The sequence below is a fragment of the Mesorhizobium sp. PL10 genome (genome assembly GCF_053714315.1).
In genome coordinates this window covers 1-22,893 of sequence record NZ_JBSKBR010000025.1, presented here as the reverse complement: position 1 = coordinate 22,893, position 22,893 = coordinate 1, and the positions used below count along the sequence as shown (strand labels likewise).

The window sequence follows — 22,893 nt, the reverse complement described above, 5'->3', positions numbered from 1 at the left end:
TATTTTGACAGCCGTGCAGAACGCCGAATTGTCATTCGAAATCAAGCTGATGGTATTATGGTCCGGAGGTGGCGATGGCTAGAAAACATCTTCTGGCGAGCGTAGCCGCGTCGTTGGTGGAACCTGGGCCTGGCCATTCTGCCTCGGAAGCTCGGTCGGAATACGCCCGACGTGGCGCATCGAGGTCAATGATTCAGTCACTAGATGAAATGGCCGAAAACTCGTTGCGTATGCTCGACGGCGAAACGATCGTCTCCATCGACCCTGCGCTGTTAGACAGTTCGTTTGTCGCCGATCGAATTGGTGAAGACGACCAAGATTATCGAGACCTGAGGGAGGCTATTAGTCGTTCAGGGCAGTCCACACCGATATTAGTTCGACCCCATCCTGATGTCGCTGCACGCTACATGATCGTGTTCGGCCACCGACGCGCGAGAGTGGCGAAGGATCTAGGAATCAAAGTTCGCGCGATCATCAAACAGCTGGCCGATATTGAACACGTAGTCGCTCAAGGACAGGAGAATACTGCCCGGTCCAATCTCTCATTTATTGAAAAGGCATTGTTTGCAAGAAAGCTGGTTGGCAGTGGCATGACTAAGGACACTGTCAAATCTGCGTTGACTGTCGATGACTCGCTTTTGTCACGCATGCTCTCAGTCGCCGAAACCGTACCGCAGGTTGTTCTGGACGCTGTGGGAGCCGCAAAAGGTGTCGGGCGAGACCGATGGGAGGAACTCAAGAAATTCGTTCAGGTACCTGCCAATGCAGTGAGGGCGACTGAGTTTGTCATGACTAGCGAATTCGGCGCGGGGGAGGGCGACGAGAAATTCAATCTACTCCTCAACAATCTGAAGGCGGCGAAGAAGCCTAAAAATCCGAAGGTAACGGCAAAGCTCAGGGCTTGGGTTCCCACGGACAAATCAGTTAGCGCTGCAATCCAGAACAAGGGCAAAAAGGTAACCATTGCCTTTTCAGAGGCAAGCGGACCACGATTCGCTGAATTCATCAGTGGCCAATTGGACGCCCTCTACGAGGCGTTCAGGAAGTCGGAAAAGTAGAGAAACGGAGACTAAACCGCAAAAGAAAAAGGCCCCCGAACGGCGCGCCGTGGAAGCCTCTCTCAGAACTTAAGCACTCCGAGAATCGCATTTCCACGAATCACTGTCAAGCGTTGAGCGCTAACTTCGGCGAGCGGATTTCTTTTGCCTGATTGAAGGCGAAGAGAATGGAACTGGGAACGACGCCCTTTGGTGGGCGGCCGATGACGCTTGCGTTATTGCAGGCAAGGAATGACACCCGCGAGGTCCCTGAAGGGGCGAGTGCAGACAAGTGGCAATTGTATCGTTGGCTCTGCGAAGGCAAGACCATCTTTGGCGTTGGTGACCGAGCCCTGGCGGTGCTCAATGGGTTGTTGTCCTTCTATCCCGACAGTGACTTGAGCGAAGAAAATGGGCTGATGGTCTTTCCCTCGAACACGCAGCTGTCGTTGCGTGCTCATGGTATGGCCGGCGCGACGCTCAGGCGGAATCTGGCAGCTCTGGTCGACTGCGGTCTCATTGTCCGCAGGGACAGTCCCAACGGCAAGCGATACGCCCGCAAGGGGAAGGACGGCGCAATCGACGACGCCTTCGGCTTTTCGCTGGCGCCGCTGCTGGTGCGTGCCGAGGAGATCCGCTTGGCGGCCGAACGTGTTCGTGCCGAAACCAGGGCGCTGAAGCTGATGCGCGAACGGATCACACTCCAGCGCCGAGATATCCACAAACTGGTCGACGCGGCGATCGAGGAGCGTGCGCCTGGCGACTGGGGCGCCATCTGGCGACGGTTCAGGGCGATTGTGGAGGCAATTCCTCGGCGCGCTGACCTACGCGAGCTAGAGCCCATCCTTGCCGACCTGGCTGCGCTGCGCGAAGAAGTGGATATGATGCTGGAATCCTTCATGGATTCCCTGAATCCGAGCGGCAATGAGTCTCACAATGAGCGGCAGCAATCTGATTCAAACACCGACTCTATTTTTGAATTTGAACCTGCTTTAGAAAAAAGCACGGCGCGAACCGAGCCCAACCCTGAACCCGACGGGAAGCCGAGGGGTTATCCACTTGGCCTTGTACTGAAGGCTTGCCCCGACATGGTCGATTATGCGGCCGCCGGGATCGGCAACTGGCGCGATTTCATGATCACGGCGGCCCAAGTCCGCGGCTACCTGGGGGTCTCACCGTCGGCCTATGAAGAAGCCTGCCATACGATGGGCCAGGAAACCGCCGCCGTGGTGATCGCCTGTATCCTGCAGCGCGCGCAGCACATCAACTCGGCGGGCGGATATCTGCGCGTTCTGACAGAGAAGGCGCAGGCAGGGCAGTTCTCGGTGGGGCCGATGCTGATGGCCGCCTTGCGAACGAATGGCGTGACGGCAAGGAAGACGGGATAGAATGTGGACGCATGGCACCGAGGCGCATGCTTAGCTTGGTGCCATGCGGCGATCAAGGCAGCTTACAAGAGCAGGTTGAGATGACAAAATTCGGCGTGGATTTGATGCAAGCCATGTCGGAGGCTCTGGCTCATTCACACGGCAAGGAAGTTCCTGGCATCAAAGTGCAGGGAGTGGAGGTCGGTATGGTCGATGCGAAAGCCATTCGCAAGAAGCTCGATTTTGCCCGGGACGAGATGGCGACGGTGCTGGGAACCAGGCCGTCCGGCTACAAGAAATGAGAACAAGGCAAAAGACAGCTGACTTGGGCCGCGCGCACCTTGCTTCGCATCATGGAAAAAGAGCCGGCGGTGGTGTGTTGCGTGCTTTGTCTACTGAGGATGGGGCCTCCGACGCCGGCACGGCAGCGGCGAACTGAGAGCAGGGGAGGGCTTTTGCGGCCTTACAACTCGCTCGCCTTGGTCAGGTTGGTCCGGAACCGATCCCGCCGCCTTTGATATTTGCGCGTCATTTAGGCAGAGCCATGGCCAAGCTGCTTCTGGGCATGGCTCTCCACGGTCGAGGAGGCTAGGCCGGCGCGCAGTGAGTGGCCTGAGAACAGCAACTCCCGTTCTCCTTCCGGAAGATCTGAACGGACACCGGCGGCGAGTGCGGTCCGCTTGACCAGGCGCGCGACATGCTTGTCGCAGAGCCGCTCGCCGTCGACGGTCTTGTTGTCCTTGAAGATGCGCCGGAAGAGAGGGCCTCTCGCGATCCGCCCAAAGCGGATCCAGCTCTCGAGGGCAGCGACGGGGCAGGTCTGGTCAGAAGCGCCCCGGCCGACCTCGACCTCGCGCCGTCCGGTCTTGCCGCGCAGCGCGACCAGCACGCCCTGGCCAGGAAAAATCTCGATCCAGCCATTGCCGTCGCTGTGATCGTCGCGGACGACGTCGAGCCCGACGATCTCGGAACGCCGCAGGCCGCCGGCGAAGCCCAAGAGCAGGATGGCCCGATCGCGCAGACCTCTCAAATCATGGCCGAGCGTATTGACCATCGCCTTGATGTCATCGCCAAGCACGGCCTGCTTCTGCCGCGGCGGCTTTGCGTGCTTTCGGCGAATGCCGGCGAGCACCGTCGTAATGTGCCCATCGGAGCGATCCATCGGCACGCCACGCTGGGTGAAGTTCCAGGCCAGCCCGTAGAGCCGGCGCTCGATGGTGGCGACGGATAGCGAGATGAGGCCGCGTTTGGGATCGCCGGCCGCGCAGGCGCCGATATAGAGACCAATGACCTGGCTTGAAGGCGGCATGGGCTCGAAGCCTTCCCGACGGCACCAGGAGGTGAAATGCCGCCAGTCTTTGGCGTAGGCGTCTCGCGTGTTCTCGGAGCTGGCCGCGGTCTCGACGAGGGGTTCGAGACGGGGCGGCGTGCGTGAAGCCTGACCCACTTCCATGATAAGATCGACGATGTCGGGCAAATCATCATCTGGGGCCTTGTCGTCGATCTTGGGCGGGGTTTCGCGGGGATTTTCCATGGTGACCTTCCTGGATGAGCGGGCTTTATGTCTTTGTTGTAACATTTCATCGCTCACCCTAAATCGGTGGATGCGCCCCGATTAGGTGGATTCTTACCCTGATTTGGTGGACCAAGGCGAGGGCGGCGGTCATGCGTCCCGACAAGTCGCTGTGGACGATGCCGATTTGCGGAAGGCCGTGGCGCATCAGGCCACGATCCACTCTTCGGCGTCCGAAGACTGCTTCGCCTCGGCTGCAAAAAGGCGACGAATCGAACGATTGCCGGCTGACATCCGGGCTTTTCCGCCGATTAGGTCGAGCGGCTTTAAAATCCGAACCGGCGGACGCGGGAAGTCGAGCGGTTTTGGCGACCGGTGGCATGCAGAACGACATTGACACTCGCGAGCTTTTCAATTCCACCTATCTCGGCAGATTCGTCTGCCATAAGGACGAGAGTCCACCGAACCAGGGTGAGGAGATTGTGTATCGCCATACGCCCAACAAGCAAGCTTATTGGACATAATTGGCGCACGACAGGCTGTGCGTTTTCAGCCAAAGACCATGGCGCAAAGCGCACGGGCTCTTTACGCTCCACACCATGATTCGTCTCGATTTAGCCACCGGCGGCCCGGCCCTCGCTCCGACCGCGCCGCCGACGATCCCCGCCTGGGCGCTCGGCCATGGCAGCGCGCTCAGCGACGTCGATGCCGCCTTCCAGGCAGGCGCCGCCCTGGGCGCGCTCGACACGCTTGCCCGCGCGCAAGCCAGCTGGGCCGGCGCCTGGCGCCAGCGGCTGGCCCTTAAATGCGCTGCCGCCAGCATGCGGCTGGCCGGCCGCGCCGAGGACGCGGCCGCTCTGCGCGACGCCTGGCACTTGCGCCCGGCCGGCGCCGATCCCGGTCCCGCCGGGGCCATTTTCGGCGCCTGGCGGCAGTTGTCGCTGCAGCCGCCCGTCGCCACCCCCGACCGGCTGGCCAGGATTGCCGACCAGCTCGGGCTTCACTGGGACGGTGCCGGGCTCGCCGCGCTTTGCACGGAGATCGAAATACTCGCGGCGTCCCAGCGCCCGGCTCCCTTCGCCGCCGCCGCGTTCGCCAGTCAGGTCGTCGCCATGGGGCCAGATGCTGAACTTTTTGCCTGGTGGCTCGCCGACGTGTTGGTGGCACAAAGCCTGCGCTGGCCGCAGCCGATGCCGCTGCTGATGGCGCAGGTTTTCGGTCCGGCATTTCGGTCCGCTGACGCGAGGGGCAAGAGAATCCGGCCGGGAGAAGAAGGCTTTGAGCGGGCGCTGTGCCTGGCGCTGGTTGCGGCGGCGGCCGAGGCCTGCCGGATGGCCGCCGAGCTGTCGCGCCGCGCCGAAAAGCTCCTGGCGGTGGCACCAAAGCTACGCGCCAAGGGCGCCGGCGAGGTGATCTTTTTGTTGCTCAACGAAGACGCCGTCTCCGGCTCGCTGACGACGAAAAACCTGTCGCGCTTCGCGGCGCGGCGCCTTTTCGAGCGGCTGCAGACATTCGATGCCGTGCGTGAGTTGTCCGGTCGCACCACCTTTCGTCTGTTTGGGCTCTAGCGATGAGCGAACCGTCTGCCCGCCGCAAGCCAAACGATCAACCCGCCTTGCTCGACACCGACCTCGAGCACCTTCCACCGGAACTGCGCTGGCGCGAGTGGATGGGCCGCGTCGAAGCGGTGATCTTTGCGGCAAATGAACCGGTGCCGCGCGAGGTGCTGGCGCGTGTCGTCGGCAAAAGTTGCAATCTCGATCTGATCATCGACGACATCCGTGCCGAGCTCGCTGGCCGCCCCTATGAGCTGGTATCAGTCGCCGGCGGCTGGCAGCACCGGACCAAAAAAGCCTTTGCCGACGTCATCCGTTCCGCATTCGGTACGGCGGCGGGGCAGGGTACAAAAGAGCTGTCGCAGTCGGAGGCGCTCGTGCTGATGTGCATTGCCTATTTCCAGCCGATCACCCGCGGCGAGCTGTCTTCCTTCTTCGGCAAGGAGGTTTCGCGCGACCAGATCGGCATGCTGCGGGCGCAGGAGCTGATCGCCTCGGGGCCGCGCAGCCCACAACCCGGCGCGCCGTACACCTATGTGACGACGAAGACTTTCCTGTCGCAATTCGGGCTCGACACGCTGCGCCAGCTGCCGGATTTCGAAGCACTCGAGGATGCGGGCCTGCTGTCGAAAGAGAAGCTGCTCGCGGGCGACATCATGCCGGGGTTTTCGGACCCCGGCATGAGTGATGCTGACGCGGCCACGGACGAATAGAGGGCTTTGCCACGGCGGAGGATCCGGCAACCGATCTCGGGCTCGCTCGATTCAAAGATTGGGAAACCAGTTGTATGGGTGTCACCTCTCGAGCAATCTGACGGCAAGATCGATTTTCGCCATGAGGTCCCTCGCGCGGCGGTCGTTTCCATTCCTCGGCCGCGTGGTTGAGCACCAGATATAGCAGTTTCATGGCCGCGTCGTCATTGGGGAAGTGGCCGCGCGTTCGAACGGCGCGACCCAGCTTGGAGTTCAATGCCTCGATAGCATTGGTAGTATAGATGATGCGGCGCACGCTCTCGGGATAAGCGAAGAATGGCACGACGTGCTCCCAGTTGCGCCGCCAACTCTGGGTGATCGCCGGATAGCACTGCCCCCAGCCGCCGGCCTCGAAGTCCTCCAGGGCCTTCATGCCGGCTTCGGCGTCCGCGGCCCTGTAGATTGCCCTGAGCGCCGGCACGACGGCCTTGCGGTCCTTCCAGGACACGAACTCGAGCGAGTGGCGGATCAGGTCCACGATACAGGTCTGGACGGTCGTCTGCGGAAAGACGGCGCCGATCGCCTCGGGGAAGCCCTTGAGGCCGTCGACGACAGCGATCAGGATGTCGGCGACGCCACGGTTCTTCAGCTCGTTCATGACGCGCAGCCAGAACTTGGCGCCTTCGGTCTGCTCGATCCAGATGCCGAGGATCTCCTTGGCGCCGTCGGGCAGGATGCCGAGGGCAATGTAGATCGCCTTGTTGCGCACGAACCCTTCGTCCCTGATCTTGACCCGGATCGCGTCGAAGAAGACGAGTGGATAGACCGCATCGAGCGGCCGGTTCTGCCACTCGGCCACTTCCTCCAGGACCGCGTCGGTGACGGCCGAGATCAGGTCCGGCGACACCTCGATGACTGTAGAGCTCCTCCAGATGGCTGCGGATCTCGCGCACGCTCATGCCGCGCGCATACATCGAGACGATCTCGGCGTCGAAGTCGGGAAAGCGGCGCTGGTACCTGGCGATCAGCTTCGGATCGAAGCTTCCCGCACGGTCGCGCGGGATCGACAGCGTCATCTTCGACGTGCCCGTCAAAACTGTCTTCTTCGAATGGCCTGCGGCGATTGGCACCGCCCTCAGTTCGTTCATCTTCGAGGTGCTCGTCGAGTTCGGCGTTCAGTATCCGCTCCGACAGCGCCTTCTTCAGGTCGTCGAGCAACCCGTCCCGGGCGAACACCTCATTCGGGTCGCGCCCGGCAAGCAACTGGTCCAGAAGTTCTTTCTCGATAGCCATGTGATGGTTCTCTCCTTTCCATCATCATGGCCTCGCGCACAGAATTCCTGACAGTCCCTCGCGACTTTCTTGGCTTGGCCCGGCGCCGGCACCCGCAGATCCACACCGCGCCTGGCCCATGCCCGCGCCAGATAGGGATTCGTCAGCGCCTCACTCTCGTCGCCGTAAAGCAGAACGATGTCGCCGGCCTCGGCCTGGGCTTTGCGCAACTGCAGACGCAACCCCACGCGCTCGACCTCGTCGGCAATCTGGCGGCCTTTCAGCGTGTGCCGGGGTCGCCACCAGCGGAAGTTTTTTTGTATGGCCTTGGACAGTTGCGACCGGCTGATCTTGACGCCCTCGCGCACCTCGTTCTCAGCCTTGAGGCGCGCGATCGTCCAGTTGGGCCGGTCGGCAACGGGGCGTCGAGCAGAGGGGTGACGACGCGCAATGCTGCCTCGGTCTTCACCGGTGGCGGGCCAGGCGCGACGGTCGCCTTCAATGCCTCGACACCGCCGCGGCTGAAATCGCTCCACCCCGAGAATCACGGTGAGCACCGAATCACAGATGCTGTTTGTTGGTCAAATTGATGGAAGCTGCTTAGGAAATGGCGGAGGAGATCCTCCGCATCGATCCTGAACTTGAAGCGGAACGCGCTCGCAGAGCCGCCCGCAGCCACCTCGACCGGGCGAACTGGATCATGACGACCGGCTACAAAGAGCTTTTTTCCAATTAACCGCTGAATACCCCACGCGCCGCCAAGATTCTCAGCTCGGCAATCATACGGCGCCCTTCGCCGGGGGCCCGCATCCCGCCTGCGGTGGCGCTTCTCTAATCGGCGGGGTTAGGTCAAGCTCTGTTCAGGCCTATTCCAGGACTGGAAGTGGCAAGGCTTTCGGCCGCAGTCGGCCCAAAGCGGCCAATCAGGCCGAGAGCAGAATTTGCTTCGCAACATGCCCGCGACGCCACCAACCACGCCGCCGCCGATGAAATGGGCTGCCAATGCCCAATCAACGAGCCCGGAAGCCGCATAATTGATCGAGGTTGCCAATCCGAACGCTCCGACCGCCAGGGGCGATGAACCCACGGCGCTGATCATAGGCATGCCGGTGGCGGCCATCAGACCGGGCGCGATCAAGAACCCGCCGCCTATGCCGAAGAACCCGGAGGCGAGGCCAGAGACCAGTGCGACAGCGGTGGTCGTCACGCACTCTTGGCGTCAACGGGCCGCGGAGTGGCTTGCGAGACCTTACGTCCACGTAGTATCAGTGTCGCGATGGCGACCATAACGACGCCGAAGAGGAACAGTAGTTGCGATCCATCCATCGCCTTTCCGAGTGACGATCCGGCGAGCGCGCCGATCGATCCGATAGCAGCGAAGACCATGGCGCATCGCCACCAAATCTTGCCCTTTGTGGCATGGGATGCGAAGTTGACGAAGGCATTGACCGACACCGCCAGAGCCCCCGTTCCGATTGCGATATGCGGCTGTGCCACCCCGACCACGTAAAGGAGGAGCGGGGTGGCGAGGATCGAGCCGCCTCCGCCGAGCAGACCGAGCATGAAGCCCACCAGTCCGCCCGAGCCGATCGCGGCAATGACGCTAGTGCTCATCTGGCTCGCCCCGCCCATCTGTCATGAACGATCATTCCGAGCACCATCGCCACGACGAAGACGATGACCTCAGCCTTCCCTAGCGCTAGCGCGGAGATCGCCGGGCCAGGACAAAATCCCGCAATACCCCAGCCGATACCGAACATGGCGGAGCCGACCACGAGACGTCGATCGATCCCCCGCGTCCCCGGTAGATGAAACTCTGCGTCGAATGCCGGCCGGGCACGACGGCGGGATACCACCACGCCTATTGCGGCGACGGTGACAGCTCCGCCGAGGACGAAGGCGAGGCTTGGGTCCCATGGGCCGAACACGTCGAGGAAGCCCTGCACGCGAACGGGGTCCAACATTCCGGAGAACGATAGACCTAGGCCGAATATCAGACCGGAGGCCATTGCAGTTGCGAGTCTGGGAACACTATGAGTCATGACAAGTGCCTTCCAATGACGCTCACGGTCACGACACCCGTTGTCAGGAAGGTGACAACGGCCACCAAAGACCGCGACGACAGCCGTGCAAGCCCGAGAACGCCATGGCCGCTGGTGCAGCCGGAGCCCATCCGAGAACCGAAGCCGACAAGCAGCCCCGCGATGATCAGCGACGGCCAGGAGGCTGTGATCGTTGATGCGGGGGGCCCGCCAGCCATGAGGCGATAAAGGATCGGCCCGAAGATCAGCCCGACGACGAAGAGGGCGTTGGTCCCGATCTTCGATCCCTGCGCAAGTCTCGCGACAATGCCGCTGATCCCGGCGATCCGGCCATTGAGGAGCAGGAGCATCGAGGCCGAAAGCCCGATCAGCATGCCGCCTGCCAATGATGGAAGATATTCGTTCATTCGCTGTCTCCGCTGGCGCAGAAGATATCGTAGAGCGCGCCGACGAGCCGCTCCGCCTTACGCGCCGTCAATCTGTAGTAAATCTGCTTGCCTTCCCGGCGGGTTTCGACGATTTCGGCCTCCCGCAGCACGGTCAGCTGCTGCGAGAGATTGGGTTGATGGATGTCGAGCTTTTCCTCGAGTTCACTGACGGAATACTCGCTCTTGATGAGGGTGCAGACGATCATCATCCGCATGGGATGCGCGAGCGTCTTCAGGAGTTCGGAGACCTCAGAAGCCTTGGCCTGCAAGTCGGTGAGGTCCACAATTCGCTTTTCGATTTTCGCGGAGTTCATGTCGTCACCATGCTGACCCTTCCAGGGCGTCCAGAGGTATCTTGAGGTATCGCTTTCCATTGTCCTCGGACTCCGGCAGCCGCCCGCCGCGGATATTGACCTGCAACGAATGCACCTTCGGCATGGGTAGAGTCTTGTCGCGCTCGGTCCTGATCTTGACGAAGCTGGCGACATCGCGACCGACAATGTGCGGGTTCTGCCGCTTCTGTTCCCCGACGGTGCTTTCCCACTTCGGCTGGCGTCCGTCCGGTTGATAGTCATGACCCGTGAACAGTCGAGTCTCCTCGGGAAGCGCCAGGATCGACTGGATCGAGCTCCAGAGAGTTGCGTTTCCGCCGGGGAAATCCGCGCGCGCCGTGCCGCTGTCGGGTTGGAAGATCGTGTCGTGAACGAAGGCGGCATCACCAATCACGTAAGTCACCGAAGCCAACGTATGGCCAGCAGTCGGCGCGGCTGTCTTGGATTTGATCTATTGCGCTGCCGAGAAATGGTCCGCATGGGGATGCGTGTCGAGAATCCACTCGACCTGAAGCCCTTTCGACGCGACGTATTCAAGGATGGCGTCGGCATTTTTCGTCGCCGTTGCTCCGGACTTCTCGTCGAAGTCCAACACGGGATCGACGATCGCGCACTTGCCCGTCGTGAGGTCGGAGACCACATATTGAACGCTCCAAGTGCGCCGATCGAAGAAGCCTTTCACCTCCGGTCGTATCGAATGATGACGTGAAAGCCACGTCTCTGCTGACGAAAGATCAAAACCGTGTTTCCGGCTGAACGCAAGGACATCACTACGCTCCATGCGGCCGTCGAGGACTTCGCCGATGACGTGGAGGAGCAGAGCTCGGGTCCCGGATTTGCAGTGGGCCAGCACCTTGCCTCCCGCATCGGAGCGAGCCTTCTGGAATGCACGTAGGTCCGCTTCGGTGATAGACGGACCTGTAACCGGAATGAAGGTGTACTCCATTCCTACGTGACGAGCCGCATGTTTCTCCTTGGCATTGCCGGGCTGATCGGCGTCCTCGCCATCGGATCGCACGTTGATGAGACTGGCGAAACCCTGGTCGCGGTAACGGCCGAAGTCATCGACCCGGCTGCGAAGTGACCCAAAGCCGTTCTGTTATCTGGGTGAGGGGCACTGTCTTCTCCTGACTCGATATATGTTTATATATAATGTATAATGAACCTATAGCAAGACCCTGATGCATAATTTTGTCGAGGTATGGCCAGGTTGCGGTCCGGATGACCGTGGCCTCCAGCATGAATGCCCTTAGTAGGGCTGGCCATCCTTGTGCGTGTACTGCCACTTCCCGTCCGCATCCAACGCGGCTTTGAGGTCGTCGTTCGGATAGGTCCCTTCGTCTCCTGGGGTGCGGTCGCCCACCTCGAGGCAGACGACGTCGTTCAAGGTTCGATTCACGAGTCGGTGGGCGATCCCGGGAAATCCGGCGCACATCCCCGGGCCAAGCAGGAACTCGCCTGAGTCCCTCACCAACGTCGGTTCACCTTCCAGGATGAAGATGAACTCGTCTTGCTTGCTGTGCCGATGCAAGAGCGAGGACTCTCCGCCGGGAGCGAGTTTGGCAAGGTTCACGCCAAAGTTCCTTAAACCGAACAAGTCGCCGAGTGGCCGTTTCTCCCGTTTTCCCATGCGGCTGAAGAATGGTTCCGTATACTGGACGGCTTGGTCTGTGGCCGACGCCATGATCCACGCGCAGATTACCGCTAATGGCGCTTTCCAGCCGAAAGGGCTACGTCACAGAGGAGGCAATCTCTGTCTGCGTCCGGCTCGTCTAGCGTCTGTCGCGGCCCGCGCTTCTCTTCGGGATCGGCGCTCGGCCCCTCCCATGATGGGGTCCAGTGGATGATGTGGCCCAATCTATGCTGCATCCTGATGACGGATCATCGGAATAAACGCCGCCACGAACTCACATCACCATCGTCCGCGATGGACGTCTTCCGCCGCTACGCGGAACCTTGAATTCGAACCTCTATACCCTGTTTACGGCTTACGGCTATGCCGCCGCGTTTGCGATATTCTTCAGCCAGCACCATTTCACTACGCGCGTCATCATCGACTGGGCAGCTTCGTAGAGCAGCCTGCGCATCATGGCATCCCCGCGTAGAGAGACGTGGCCGACGCGACTCATCTCGCCGGACTGTTTCAGTACGGGCGTAAGACCCAATATCGCTCCCACCGATCGAGAATGACGGAACCTGCTGGGAGTATCGATCGTCGAGACATAGGCGAGCGAGACAATCGGTCCAGCGCCAGGCACAGTCATCAGCCGCCTGCAAACATCCTCCTCCTTCGCCTCGGTTAGAACCCTCTTGTCGAGTTTGGCGAAACCTTCTCTCAACATGCGTCGTCCAGCGAGCAGTGGCTCCATGATTTCCGCCAGTTCAGCGTCGTGTTCGACGAGTTCGAGTATCCTTCGCTCGAACATGCCGCCCGAGGCATGGCCGACCTTCAGTCCGAAGTTGCGCAAGAGCCCGCGCACCTCGTTCTCCAGGTCGATCACCTTTTCCTGCAGCAACGATCGGGCCGTTAACAAGGCACGGCGCTTCTGGCTAGTGAGCGTCTTCACGTGCACGTCCTTGAACAGCCCGACCCGCCTCATATGGGGGATGCCACGTGCATCGTTCCGATCGCTTTTATTCTGTTGAAGGGCATCCAGGAAAGCTTTGGTGTGCCGCGTCTCGATGCAAAACACCGGGAGGCCAGCTTTTGCCAGTCTTCAAACAGCCATTGGGACAAGGGTCCAGCCTCAATGCCGACCCTGTCCAAACTGAATGCCGGATCACATAGGATGGCAACAAGGTCTCCGGGGTGAGAGACCACCTTCCGTTCACGGCATACTTTCCCGTTTTCATCGACGATACAGACGCTGGTTTCTTTGACCGAGACATGGAGGCCGGCATAATGTTTCATGGCTGCGCTCCTCTGCATGATGGTTGTGCCTGTTCCCACAAGCTACTTTATCATCGGTTTAACCCCTCTCTCTGGACGGATAAGATGGGCACGAAGCCGATTAGCCCATCTATGCTGATGCTCCTACGGCCGCACCTTTTCGGCGGTTTCTGGCGGCCGAATGGCCGATCCAGCGCAGAACCTCGCCGGCCTTGACGCTGGAGCCACGTGTTCAGACAGAATCGTAGGCTGAGGCCAAAAGTTCGTTGAAAGTGCCCCCGATACCTTGCATCGGGTCAGGAAGGCCACACCTGGGGTGCGACGCGAAGCCATTACAAATGAACCATTTTCGGATTGCCATCGGTAATCGGATCCCGATATCACATACCCGCGGTTCGGCCCGCTCTGTCCCATCAGGCGGTGCCCCCGGCGCGGATTGAGCAGGCCGGGCTATCCTACGTGCTCGCAGTACGTTTTTTAATCGAGAAAGTTCCGTCACGAAAGACGAAGGGCCTGGGCGAAAGCCGACCGTTCTGCTCCGCCGCGAGCTTTTCCACGAGCTGAGCCCGCGAAACAACGAGCTGGAATTTTGAATTCCAGCCGCATTCTATTTGAGCTTGGGCCTCGCGTTGATCGAAGCGCCAGAATGCGGTTCTCCATCGAAGCAGCATGACCTGGCGAGGCACAGTCAGATCCTATGAGAGAGGTGGATAGCGACGGCACTGTGGGAAAGTGAGTCGCTGAAATATCTCACTTTGTAGGCCGAACATGGCGACGCAATGGTGTTTGAACCATCACCACGCTGTCGAGGGCGCGACAAAGGCTGTCCAGCTCAAGGGTGCTCTCACGAAGCTTTCCGTTCGGCATGAATTGTGCGTGGACGTCGGCAAAGCCGGCATGTCTGATTACCTACGGAAAGGAACCGCCCGTGTACAAATCCGCCCTTCTGATTCTCAGTATGTAGCTCACCTGGGATCGGCAATAGCGTCCGCAGGGGAGGGCGGTTCAGGCACTGGCCAGCTGATTTCGAGCGCGCTCTCACCGTCAATGACCGCTACGCCAAGCTTACCGTGAACATCCCTAAAGAGGCCTTCTGGCTAAGCGCGGGCCACGCCTTCGTTTATAGCCGAATTACCCCATGGCAAGCGCGAGTTCATAAGGGTCGACGCCCTAACCGGCCAGAGCCGGCCGGCGTTCGATCAGGCCCGCCTCGCCGCGGCGCTGACGCACCTGAGCTGTCCCGTCGCGAAGTTCCTTCCGTCCCGAGACGGAAGACGTGGTTCTTATTCCCAGCCTTCGGTGCGGATAGCGGTAGGCGGCTTCACGTTGACGAGCTGCGACGGGCACGCTTTACCCTCGAAAGCATGATTCGCCTCGATCCCGCGACCGCCAGCTCCCCTGTTCCGCCCGCCGTCCCGGCCTGGGCGCTCGCAAGCGCCGGCGCGTCGAGCGACGCTGACGCCGCCTTCCAGGCCGGCGCCGCCTTGGGCGTGCTCGACACGCTTGCACAGGCACAGCCTGCCTGGGTCGGCGCCTGGCGCCAGCGGCAGGCGCTGAGATGCGCCGCTGGCGGCATGCGGCTGGCCGGGCGCGCCGAAGACGAACCCGCCCTGCGCGATGCCTGGCACTTGCGCCCAGCGGGCGCCGATCCCGGCCCCGCCGGCGCCATTTTTGGCGCCTGGCGGCAGCTGGCCGTGCAGCCACCCGCCGCCAGCGCCGACCGGCTCGAAAAGATCGTCGACCAGCTCGTGCTCCATTGGGATGGCGCGGCGCTCGCCGACCTCTGCACGGAGATCGAAAAGCCTGCGGGGTCGCAGCGGCCGGCGCCATCCGCCGTCGCCGCGACCACGGCTCACGTCGTTGCCGTGCGGCCCGATGCTGAGCTTTTAGCTTGGTGGCTGGCGGACCTGGTGCTGGCGCAATGCCTGCGCTGGCCGCGGCCGCTGCCGCTGCCGCTGCTGATGGCGCAGGCCTTTGGTCCGGCTTTTCGCGGCGAGGCCGGCGGCGGCAAGCGCATCCGACCCGGGCAAAAAGGTTTTGAGCGGACGGTCTGCGTCGCGCTGGTTCAAGCGGCGGCCGAGGCCTGTCGGTTGGCCGCCGAGCTGTCACGCCGCACCGAAAAACTCCTGGCCGTGGCACCGAAAAACTCCTGGCCGTGGCGCCGAAAACTGCGCGCCAAGGGCGCCGGCGAGGTGATTTTTTTGCTGCTCAATGAGGATGCCGTCTCCGGATCGCTGACGACAAAAAACCTGTCGCGTTTTGCCGCGCGGCGGCTGTTCGAGCGGCTGCAACAACTCGAGGCCGTGCGCGAGCTCTCCGGCGTTCCTCTTTCCGGCTTTTTGGGCTCTGCGATGAGCGAAGCGTCCGCCCGCCGCAAGACAAACGATCAACCCGCCTTGCTCGACACCGACCTCGAGCACCTGCCGCCGGAACTGCGCTGGCGCGAATGGATGGGCCGCGTTGAGGCGGTAATCTTTGCCGCCAGCGAACCGGTGACACGTAGTGTCCTCGCGCGGGTGGTGGGAAGAAGCTGCAATATCGAGCTGATCATCAACGACATCCGCGCCGAGCTTGCCGGCCGCCCCTACGAGCTGGTCGCGGTTGCCGGTGGCTGGCAGCACCGGACCAAAAAGGTTTTTGGCGACGTCATCCATGCCGCCTTCGGGACAGCCGCGGGGCAGGGGACAAAAGAACTGTCGCAGGCGGAGGCCCTTGTCCTCATGTGCATCGCCTATTTCCAGCCGATCACCCGTGGCGAGCTGTCTTCCTTCTTCGGCAAGGAGGTGTCGCGCGACCTGATCGGCGTGCTGCGGGCGCAGGACCTAATCGCCTCGGGCCGCGTAGTCCGCAGCCGGGCGCGCCTTACACCTATGTGACGACCAAGACTTTTCTCTCGCAGTTCGGGCTCGACACGCTGCGCCAGCTGCCGGATTTCGAGGCGCTCGAGGACGCCGGCCTGCTGTCGAAGGAGAAGCTGCTGGCCGGCGATATTCCAGCCGGGTTGGCCAACCGGGAGGGTGAGGATCATGTCGTTGAGGACCAGGTACCGTGACCGAGGCGTTGTTGCGTTGCGACCCAGAAAGAGCCGATGACTCGCGACCAGGACGATTGATCGTGCGGCAGCCGGTGATCAGGGTCGTGAACCGCGACATGATCGCCGTCGACAAGATTGGCCGGAAAGATCACCAGATTGGTGCCGCCGGCGTGACGTAGCGACGGGAACAGGATGCCGCGATGTCCGGCCGTGATGACCATGTCCGCGAGCTTCCACGATGTCGGGATTTTCTTGTCGATGCGAGCGATCTTGCGCCAGGCACAATCCCATTCCTGCCAGACGCCGTCCCAGATGTTTGGGTCGAACCCTTGCGAAAGGTCGGCTACCTTGGTGAGTGTGATCTTGTAAGCCGCAAGGGTAGCCGGCGGGGTGATGCTGGCGCCCTGCTTGTATTCATCATGAGCCGTCTGCGTTGAACGGGACAGATAGAGCGCTTCCACGCCTGGCCGGTTGAAACGACCGCCGTCAATCGCCGCGCCTGCACCGCTGGTGGGCAGGAAGGCCCATTTGGGTGTCAGATAGCGATGGAAGATCTCCTTCGGCCCGACGCGGGCGACTTTCACCCACGCGCCCCGTTCTCAAGATCCCGGATGAAGGCCAGGACTGCTTCGACCTGGCCGTCGGCGACGAGCTCGGCAGCCGTGCGGTGGCCATAGTCGGCGATCGGTTCATTGCGATACCAGTAGATCGCCTTGTCGATGTCGCCGGCGAGTTCCGTTGCGGCGGAAATCACCTTGACCATCTCGCGCATCCGGCCCTGCAGGCGCTCCGATGACGGGTTACGGAGCGTGTTGCGGTGGACACCGGTCAACTGAGCGAGGTTGGCCACCTTCACGCCAAGCGCCTCCGACAGGCGCTTCGGCGAGATGTAGGGTGTGCGCGGCTCCTGAAGGCTATCGACAAAGCCTGAGACCATCCTGGAATGCGCGAGCTGTGCCTCGGTCACGACAAATCTCCGGCCTCTGATACGCACAATATATGCACATTTCGACGCATAGCAAGCGAACAGCGGCCTGTCACCTGCCATCCTCGCTCTTGGAATAAAGCAGCAGCAAGCGGTTCGATTTCATGTAGTTCAACATTCTCCCGACACCCATACTTCTGCCTTTCGGCGTGCGTTGGTTGACAATGGTCCTGCTGGTTGACAGACTCTAAGAAATGCCCGATTCGAGAAAGAGAGAGTGAAGATGCTGCCTTGGGACTATCACCCCGAGCTGACCGTAGAACGGCTTGTCAAGGTTGCACAACTGCTCGCCCTGGGCCGTGGCAGTGCGGTCGACCGCTTTGACCCCGCAATAGGAGACGACAACTGGACCTTGGGAGTCTGCGCCTACAACTACGGCTGCTTTCAGATCGCAAAGGCTGCCGGCACACTGGGTTTCGAATGGATGGGAGTAATTGATCCCGGCAAACATTTCCAGTTCAGCATCGGAGGTGTTCCAATGCGCTTCTGGCGCGGAGATCCCGCAGAGCCTACCGCAAAGATTTCTATTGCCACTCCCTTCGAGCAACTGCTGCTTGACCTGGAGCCAGGCATTCCGACCGCCGGCATGCTGTTTCGAATCGGAGTAACGACCGACATGGATGGCGCGCTCCTCGGAGCTAGTTTCGTCGCGTTACGCAACGACCAAGCCGAACTCGTGTGGCCTTTGCCACTTGCTGAAGCGGAGCCGTTGATCGTGCTCCTGGACGAAGCGCGGCCTGAGGGTATTGAACTTTCATCGCCGTCTGTCAGCGATCACCGGTACGACGAGGACGAGCATGGCGACGATATCGCCTCTTCTTCCGACAAGGTGTAAGCGTGGCAACGAAAGGAAGTCCGCCGGGCCAAGTCCGGGAGGATCGGGCGCGTTTCTTTTACGGTGATAAGCTCCGATTGGCGCGACTGCTGGCTGGGCTATCGCTCGATGAGCTAGGCGGGCTTGTAGCGGCTAGCCGGCAGTTTGTTCATCAGCTTGAAACGGGCGCCAAGGAACCGACCGACGAGATGCGTGACGCTTTAGCAGCTGCGCTCGCGGTGACGTCTGCTTTCTTTGCAACGCCGGCGACAAACCCCGTCCGTGAAGAAGACTGTCACTTCCGTCGGCTGGCGAGCGCCCCACGAGCGCTGACTGCGCAGGCTGTGGCCCGAGGAACAGCTCTAGAAGCGCTAGTTGACGCGCTCGAGGGGCAGGTGCGCATGCCGATGGTCAACTTTCCAGAGGAGCCGCGCCCCGCTTCGCCAGACGCGATAGAGCGCATTGCCGAGAATGCTCGACAGCACTGGGGTCTGGGCCCTGATGGTCCAATCACCAGTATGATGCGGGTTGTGGAGAATGCTGGTGCAGTGGTGGTCCAATTCGATGATCTCACTGACCGCATCGATGCGCTGTCTATGGCTCGGCGCCGGCCTATCATCGTTCGCTCAACCGCGAAAGTTGCCGGCGCCCGCTTGCGCTTCGACCTTGCACACGAAGCCGCTCACCTGATCATGCATCAAGGCATCCAGACCGGCGACAGTGTCACTGAAGGGGAGGCGCACCGGTTCGCCGGGGCCTTTTTGATCCCGCGCACCGCGTTCGCGCGTGAATTTCCTCGAAGTCGGCGGACTCTCGATTGGAATGCACTGTTTTCAATGAAGCTTCGTTGGAAGGTTTCGGTACGCGCCATCGCCCGGCGCGCGTTTGATCTGGGTTTAATCAACGCTGCGCAATATCGCACCGCCAACATCCAACTGGTAAAGACCGGACAAGCTAAGGCGGAGCGCTACGACGAACGGGTTGCGATCGAGGAGCCAGAGTTGCTGCGCGCGGCCATCAGCTGGATTTCCAATCGTGACCCGATTGTCCTTTACCGCCTGCTTGCCAAACTTGGCATGGCCCCTGAGCTATTTACGCGACTTACCGGCGAGCGCCTGCCGACGTTACTCGATAATATTGTACCGTTCGGTACAGATAGGATACGGCGAGATACGGACTCGGAAGCCGGCGGCTCCCTCTAAAATCAGCCGATCTGCTCGATCCGCCAACTGGTCTTGGTTTTGACCGAGAGCGTCCGGTTGAGGTACGCAATGAGCATGCTGGCGTGCTGAGGCTTTGGAACGAAGAACATCACTGCCCCTCTGTCCAACTGGACCAGCTCATGATGAACTCTTGGGACTTGAACGCCGCCCTCAGTCATGAAGTCGCGGATCGAAAGGTCATGCCAAGGCATTGAGTCCAAGGCATAGTAAGCGCCGACCGACTTGAAATAGGCGAACAAGGTATCCCTGTCAGATCCGTATTGGTCAAAACGGGCGGCATATCGCAGATCGATCACCGACCTGGGTTTGCTAGACAGCACCGCCTTTTGAAGCGTCCGGCCGTGCACCGTATCCATGGCGACGACGAAAACGCGCAAATCGGGAACGGCAAGCGCATCGAACAAATCGAGCTGATCGGCACGTGGTGAGTTCAGCACAGTATCACGAGTGGCGACCTCATGCGTTTGCGCGACAACGCGACCATCGACGCGGCTATGCCAGCTTCCGGTATTCTCGACGAGTGTGAGTTGCGGTTTCGCCACGCTATTTCGCCAAGGCTGCTTCGAGTTCGGGATAGCCTACCGTCAAGGTGGTCCATTCGCTACCCCATTCTGGTGCCCGCATCTCAAATTCACCGCTTGTCTTATTCTTGAGTTGCCACGTCTTCTCGAATGCACGGACGTACATCCGGGGTGCTACCCCCACGAAGGGTCTGAAAAGCACCTTAGGCTCATTGAGCTTAACGTCATCCTTATCGACGTCCAAAGCGGTACGCAGTTGCGCCCGTGCGGCACCGATGCTCTTTGGGACCGGCGGTATCCACTCGGACGGGGTCACTTCGATGGAATCGCTATGCAGCTTTCTGGCCAGGCTCTTGGGGTATGGCTCGATGAACTGAACTTCGTACACGCCGGCACTGACGATGTGTCTGGCGCAATAGTGGCACGGATATGTCGTGACGAAGAGGCGGGTACCGACGGTCGAGACACCCTCGCGCCCGGCCGACAGCAGCGCATCCATTTCGGCATGGACCGCACGACTGAACTCTATAAGGCCTCCCAGCCGAGTCTTCCGGATGCGCGCAGCCAGGTCGATCTTGTCCGAAACCTGCTTCAGTTCCGGGATGACCTCGATCAAGTTGTCGATGATTTCGTTCTGCTCGCGGTTGCTGCTGCAGTACGCCTCGGCGCGGAAAGCGCAACGATGATCGTCAATGCCTCTGCTTGACGTCGCGAAGCGCTCACCATAGACGCCACCTCCAGCCGCCGGCACTTCGTTCGTTCCGGTCGCAACCACAGTTCCATCGGCGTCGACCAATGCTGCGCCCACCTGTCGGGATAAACAGGCGCTGCGCACGCGCGCGGAGTGGGCATGGTGCATCGCGGTCTCCTCTATGGTGGGCCGCTCCACCCGATCATGAGAGATGATGCTAACGAACCTGCTCAAATCGGTATCAAGCAGGTTCTTGGTGCCGTTCGGGTCGTCACGGGTATTGTCGATAAAGAAATCCGCCTCGTAGAACGCTTCGGTCACATGCTGGCCATGCTTGCGACTGGAGTCGTCCGAGTCACGATCCATGAAACGGTCGACGGCGTTCTGCGTTTCGGGCAGCCCTTTCTCCGGCCCGCGGAAGTATTTCTCAAGAATTCGTGCGCGACGCACGCCCTCCTCGCAAACGACTCCGATCAGCCCGAATGCATTGCCGTACGTTCTGCGCATCAGGTGAATTTCGGCCGGGTGCCTTATCGAATCGATAAGGTAGACGCGTTTGACGCTGTCGGGAATGACCTTCTCGCCCTTGACGTAAGTCTGACCGGTGCGATTGGCACGTCGCTGTGCGATTTCGCGCATTGCCGCTTTGGCGACTTCGGCCATATCATGCTCGCGCATCGAGTCGCCGAGGTTCTGCAATTCGGTAACCAGTTCCAAGGTCTTGGTCCCGACTTCAGGGAAGGCCAGGCCGTTCTCATTTGCCCAGGTTCGGATCAACTCGCTTGCCTTGATCAGGTGAACTTCATAGCCCCCTGACTTGCAAACGCGTTGCAGTGCCTTGATCGCCTGCGACGCACCTGCCCCTACCGGACCGACAACGGCGAAGAAAAGTTCTTTCGAGTGACTCCCAGCCAAGACGGTCTTGCTATCCGGCCTCTGACCAGCCTTCTGTTCAATCTTCCTAACGGCCGTCGATCTCGCCATGCTAGCGTCTCCCGATCCCCAATCGCCTTATTCTTTTTCCATATCGAAGAACTCGCAACGTGCAAGCGTCTATAGCATTGGTATAATCACGAAACCCAGAAGAACCTCCGATGCTGCACTACTTAGAGAAGCCCGGCACTCAAGGGAGAGAGCCCGATGATTTAGCGGACTGTAAGGATGGGAACTAAGAAACCTGAGACCAATCGGCTGGGGATCGCAACGTTAGCCGAGGAGGCCTACAATCGTGATACACCAAGGCTCGTAGCGCTTAACGTTGTGAGCTACTCCGCGGCCAGCTCTAGGCGGCGCTTTTCGGCCAGGAGGCTGCCGATGGTGGAGCCGTTGGCCCCGCCAACGTCCCTTGCATCCTCCAGCATGGCGCATTCCAGCAAATTTTTCTGGCCGACTGCGGCGCGCTTGCGTGTGTTCTTGCAGCCAGGCTTCAACCTCCTCGGGCGTAGCATCATTTATCGCCTTACGGTCGTAGCGCAGTTTGCCGTCCGCTCCACGGCTTTTGACAGCAATGGTTTGCCAGATGCCGGAATAGCCACCAAAAAGCTCGCCCTGACCTGGCACTTCGGGCTGAAGGTCGGTATTGTCGGCACCGTGAAATACGAGACGCGCATCCGCGAACTGATCGAAGGCTTGCCCGGTCTGGTCGCCATCGTCGAGCCGCTGCTTGCCGCCCGGGAGAAGCTGCGGGACGAGTTCGCCAAGCTGGACCGTATCGTTCGGGACGAGGCCAAACAGGATCCTGTCTGCCGCCGGCTGACGACGGTGCCTGGCGTCGGCCCGATCGTGTCGCTCGCCTATGTGGCGACGATCGACATTCCTGCCCGCTTCCGAACGTCGCGCGCCGTGGGGGCCGTGCTCGGACTGACACCGCTGCTCAATCAGTCCGGCGAGAGCAAACGGATAGGCCACGTCACCCTGTGTGGCGACGCCATGCTGCGAGGCCTGCTCTACGAAGCAGCGCAGGCTCTTCTGACGCGATCGGCAAAATGGTCATGGCTGAAGGCTTGGGCGATGAATGTCGCCAAGCGGAGGGGCGCCCGGAAAGCAATCGTGGCACTGGCGCGACGACTTGCCGTGATCCTCCACCGTATGTGGAGCGACGGGACCGACTTCCGCTGGACACGGGAGGTGGCGCCGGCAGCAGCAAGCTGATTCAAGTCTACACCACGTAGACACAAAGTTCCGCCTTACGGCGGAAGACGTCCTTCGCGGACGTGAATGATATGAGTTCGTGTAAGCGCTTATCGCGGCAGCGCTCTGCGCCGGTAGCATGCAAATGAAATGAGATTGGACCATATCATTCTTCTGATCCCATGGTGGGAGGGCTTTGACGCCGATCCCGGAGAGAAGCAAGGGCCGCGAAAAGACGTTATCCGCCGCACAAGTGGAAAGCTCGATCGCGCTTGACTTCACCACGCCGATTAGAGAAGCGCTTACGCTTGATGCACGGCGGTGAGCTTTCGACGGCCTGAGGCGGCGCTCTGGTCGCCGTTGCGG

The 22,893-nt window shown here is 60.7% G+C and carries 17 protein-coding genes and 8 pseudogenes; 11 read left to right on the top strand and 14 right to left on the bottom strand.

The window, feature by feature from the left end; translation table 11 throughout:
* The first annotated feature begins 74 nt into the window (after nucleotides 1-74).
* The 3 genes from repB (at nucleotide 75) to ACWGTO_RS27680 (ending at nucleotide 2,706) form a co-directional block, all read left to right on the top strand.
* On the top strand, nucleotides 75-1,058 hold the full coding sequence (gene repB, locus ACWGTO_RS27690) for a plasmid partitioning protein RepB (protein ID WP_454577970.1): 984 nt from the start codon (nucleotides 75-77) through the stop codon (nucleotides 1,056-1,058).
* A 167-nt stretch (nucleotides 1,059-1,225) separates the two neighbouring features.
* The gene (repC, locus tag ACWGTO_RS27685; protein WP_454577969.1) at nucleotides 1,226-2,425 is read left to right on the top strand and encodes a plasmid replication protein RepC; all 1,200 of its coding nucleotides are present in this window, start codon (nucleotides 1,226-1,228) and stop codon (nucleotides 2,423-2,425) included.
* A gap of 80 nt (nucleotides 2,426-2,505) precedes the next feature.
* Entirely contained in the window at nucleotides 2,506-2,706 is a 201-nt protein-coding gene (locus ACWGTO_RS27680) for a hypothetical protein (protein WP_454577968.1), read from the top strand.
* 161 nt (nucleotides 2,707-2,867) lie between these two features.
* Here the strand turns inward: ACWGTO_RS27680 and ACWGTO_RS27675 are convergent.
* Nucleotides 2,868-3,938: pseudogene (locus ACWGTO_RS27675) on the bottom strand (tyrosine-type recombinase/integrase).
* 578 nt (nucleotides 3,939-4,516) lie between these two features.
* Here ACWGTO_RS27675 and ACWGTO_RS27670 point away from each other — a divergent pair.
* Both ACWGTO_RS27670 and scpB (ACWGTO_RS27665) read left to right on the top strand, forming a co-directional pair.
* Nucleotides 4,517-5,485, top strand: coding sequence for a DUF1403 family protein (locus tag ACWGTO_RS27670; protein WP_454578001.1), 969 nt, complete (start codon nucleotides 4,517-4,519; stop codon nucleotides 5,483-5,485).
* 2 nt (nucleotides 5,486-5,487) lie between these two features.
* On the top strand, nucleotides 5,488-6,186 hold the full coding sequence (scpB, locus tag ACWGTO_RS27665) for an SMC-Scp complex subunit ScpB (RefSeq protein WP_454577967.1): 699 nt from the start codon (nucleotides 5,488-5,490) through the stop codon (nucleotides 6,184-6,186).
* A 130-nt stretch (nucleotides 6,187-6,316) separates the two neighbouring features.
* Here the strand turns inward: scpB (ACWGTO_RS27665) and ACWGTO_RS27660 are convergent.
* Together ACWGTO_RS27660 and ACWGTO_RS27655 are read right to left on the bottom strand one after the other, a co-directional pair.
* Nucleotides 6,317-7,458: pseudogene (locus ACWGTO_RS27660) on the bottom strand (IS256 family transposase); the annotation flags it as partial.
* Nucleotides 7,368-7,994: a hypothetical protein gene (locus ACWGTO_RS27655; protein ID WP_454577966.1), complete on the bottom strand. Its 627-nt coding sequence runs from the start codon at nucleotides 7,992-7,994 to the stop codon at nucleotides 7,368-7,370. The gene ACWGTO_RS27655 and the pseudogene ACWGTO_RS27660, both read right to left, overlap by 91 nt.
* 50 nt (nucleotides 7,995-8,044) lie before the next feature.
* Here ACWGTO_RS27655 and ACWGTO_RS27650 point away from each other — a divergent pair, with 50 nt between their 5' ends.
* Complete coding sequence (locus ACWGTO_RS27650; RefSeq protein WP_454577965.1) at nucleotides 8,045-8,173, top strand: hypothetical protein; 129 nt, start codon at nucleotides 8,045-8,047, stop codon at nucleotides 8,171-8,173.
* 213 nt (nucleotides 8,174-8,386) lie between these two features.
* Here ACWGTO_RS27650 and ACWGTO_RS27645 read toward each other — a convergent pair.
* From ACWGTO_RS27645 to ACWGTO_RS27615, 7 genes and pseudogenes are all read right to left on the bottom strand, one after another.
* Nucleotides 8,387-9,051 (bottom strand): annotated as a pseudogene (locus ACWGTO_RS27645) (sulfite exporter TauE/SafE family protein); the annotation flags it as partial.
* Complete coding sequence (locus tag ACWGTO_RS27640) at nucleotides 9,048-9,479, bottom strand: DUF6691 family protein (protein WP_454577964.1); 432 nt, start codon at nucleotides 9,477-9,479, stop codon at nucleotides 9,048-9,050. The pseudogene ACWGTO_RS27645 and the gene ACWGTO_RS27640, both read right to left, overlap by 4 nt.
* Nucleotides 9,476-9,886 carry a YeeE/YedE family protein gene (locus tag ACWGTO_RS27635; RefSeq protein ID WP_454577963.1) on the bottom strand — a complete coding sequence of 137 codons (411 nt, stop codon included), beginning with the start codon at nucleotides 9,884-9,886 and terminating at the stop codon, nucleotides 9,476-9,478. The genes ACWGTO_RS27640 and ACWGTO_RS27635 overlap by 4 nt, the downstream gene beginning before the upstream one ends.
* Nucleotides 9,883-10,221 (bottom strand): sulfite-sensing transcriptional repressor BigR, encoded by a 339-nt coding sequence (bigR, locus tag ACWGTO_RS27630; protein ID WP_454578000.1) that lies wholly within the window; start codon nucleotides 10,219-10,221, stop codon nucleotides 9,883-9,885. The genes ACWGTO_RS27635 and bigR overlap by 4 nt, the downstream gene beginning before the upstream one ends.
* 4 nt (nucleotides 10,222-10,225) lie before the next feature.
* Nucleotides 10,226-11,357, bottom strand: a pseudogene (locus ACWGTO_RS27625) (beta-lactamase hydrolase domain-containing protein).
* Nucleotides 11,358-11,488: 131 nt separating this feature from the next.
* Nucleotides 11,489-11,812 (bottom strand): cupin domain-containing protein, encoded by a 324-nt coding sequence (locus ACWGTO_RS27620; RefSeq protein ID WP_454577962.1) that lies wholly within the window; start codon nucleotides 11,810-11,812, stop codon nucleotides 11,489-11,491.
* A 445-nt stretch (nucleotides 11,813-12,257) separates the two neighbouring features.
* Nucleotides 12,258-13,150, bottom strand: a pseudogene (locus ACWGTO_RS27615) (IS110 family transposase); the annotation flags it as partial.
* Between the two features lie 1,343 nt (nucleotides 13,151-14,493).
* Between ACWGTO_RS27615 and ACWGTO_RS27610 the strand changes: the two are divergent.
* Nucleotides 14,494-15,476 (top strand): annotated as a pseudogene (locus ACWGTO_RS27610) (DUF1403 family protein); the annotation flags it as partial.
* A gap of 4 nt (nucleotides 15,477-15,480) precedes the next feature.
* Nucleotides 15,481-16,181, top strand: a pseudogene (gene scpB, locus ACWGTO_RS27605) (SMC-Scp complex subunit ScpB).
* Here the strand turns inward: scpB (ACWGTO_RS27605) and ACWGTO_RS27600 are convergent.
* Nucleotides 16,154-16,747, bottom strand: coding sequence for an RES family NAD+ phosphorylase (locus tag ACWGTO_RS27600; protein ID WP_454577961.1), 594 nt, complete (start codon nucleotides 16,745-16,747; stop codon nucleotides 16,154-16,156). The pseudogene scpB (ACWGTO_RS27605) and the gene ACWGTO_RS27600 overlap by 28 nt on opposite strands.
* Nucleotides 16,744-17,130, bottom strand: a complete 387-nt coding sequence (locus ACWGTO_RS27595) for a hypothetical protein (RefSeq protein ID WP_454577960.1) — start codon at nucleotides 17,128-17,130, stop codon at nucleotides 16,744-16,746. Before ACWGTO_RS27595 ends, ACWGTO_RS27600 begins: the two co-directional genes overlap by 4 nt.
* A gap of 235 nt (nucleotides 17,131-17,365) precedes the next feature.
* Between ACWGTO_RS27595 and ACWGTO_RS27590 the strand changes: the two genes are divergently transcribed.
* Both ACWGTO_RS27590 and ACWGTO_RS27585 read left to right on the top strand, forming a co-directional pair.
* On the top strand, nucleotides 17,366-17,983 hold the full coding sequence (locus ACWGTO_RS27590) for a hypothetical protein (RefSeq protein WP_454577959.1): 618 nt from the start codon (nucleotides 17,366-17,368) through the stop codon (nucleotides 17,981-17,983).
* Between the two features lie 77 nt (nucleotides 17,984-18,060).
* Nucleotides 18,061-19,164, top strand: coding sequence for a helix-turn-helix domain-containing protein (locus ACWGTO_RS27585; RefSeq protein WP_454577958.1), 1,104 nt, complete (start codon nucleotides 18,061-18,063; stop codon nucleotides 19,162-19,164).
* Nucleotides 19,165-19,166: 2 nt separating this feature from the next.
* On the opposite strand, the gene ACWGTO_RS27580 is transcribed toward ACWGTO_RS27585, so the two are convergent.
* The gene (locus ACWGTO_RS27580; RefSeq protein ID WP_454577957.1) at nucleotides 19,167-19,727 is read right to left on the bottom strand and encodes a hypothetical protein; all 561 of its coding nucleotides are present in this window, start codon (nucleotides 19,725-19,727) and stop codon (nucleotides 19,167-19,169) included.
* A gap of 1 nt (nucleotide 19,728) precedes the next feature.
* Complete coding sequence (locus ACWGTO_RS27575; protein WP_454577956.1) at nucleotides 19,729-21,381, bottom strand: anti-phage dCTP deaminase; 1,653 nt, start codon at nucleotides 21,379-21,381, stop codon at nucleotides 19,729-19,731.
* 573 nt (nucleotides 21,382-21,954) lie between these two features.
* Here ACWGTO_RS27575 and ACWGTO_RS27570 point away from each other — a divergent pair.
* A pseudogene (locus tag ACWGTO_RS27570) lies at nucleotides 21,955-22,548 on the top strand (transposase); the annotation flags it as partial.
* Nucleotides 22,549-22,893: the final 345 nt, after the last annotated feature.

What these genes read in the sequence shown, in the direction of transcription:
- ACWGTO_RS27640 (WP_454577964.1), bottom strand. Translation starts at nt 9,479, where the DNA reads ATGACTCATAGTGTTCCCAGACTCGCAACTGCAATGGCCTCCGGTCTG.
- repB (WP_454577970.1), top strand. Translation starts at nt 75, where the DNA reads ATGGCTAGAAAACATCTTCTGGCGAGCGTAGCCGCGTCGTTGGTGGAA.
- repC (WP_454577969.1), top strand. Translation starts at nt 1,226, where the DNA reads ATGGAACTGGGAACGACGCCCTTTGGTGGGCGGCCGATGACGCTTGCG.
- ACWGTO_RS27575 (WP_454577956.1), bottom strand. Translation starts at nt 21,381, where the DNA reads ATGGCGAGATCGACGGCCGTTAGGAAGATTGAACAGAAGGCTGGTCAG.
- bigR (WP_454578000.1), bottom strand. Translation starts at nt 10,221, where the DNA reads ATGAACTCCGCGAAAATCGAAAAGCGAATTGTGGACCTCACCGACTTG.
- scpB (WP_454577967.1), top strand. Translation starts at nt 5,488, where the DNA reads ATGAGCGAACCGTCTGCCCGCCGCAAGCCAAACGATCAACCCGCCTTG.
- ACWGTO_RS27670 (WP_454578001.1), top strand. Translation starts at nt 4,517, where the DNA reads ATGATTCGTCTCGATTTAGCCACCGGCGGCCCGGCCCTCGCTCCGACC.
- ACWGTO_RS27635 (WP_454577963.1), bottom strand. Translation starts at nt 9,886, where the DNA reads ATGAACGAATATCTTCCATCATTGGCAGGCGGCATGCTGATCGGGCTT.
- ACWGTO_RS27650 (WP_454577965.1), top strand. Translation starts at nt 8,045, where the DNA reads ATGGCGGAGGAGATCCTCCGCATCGATCCTGAACTTGAAGCGGAACGC.
- ACWGTO_RS27680 (WP_454577968.1), top strand. Translation starts at nt 2,506, where the DNA reads ATGACAAAATTCGGCGTGGATTTGATGCAAGCCATGTCGGAGGCTCTG.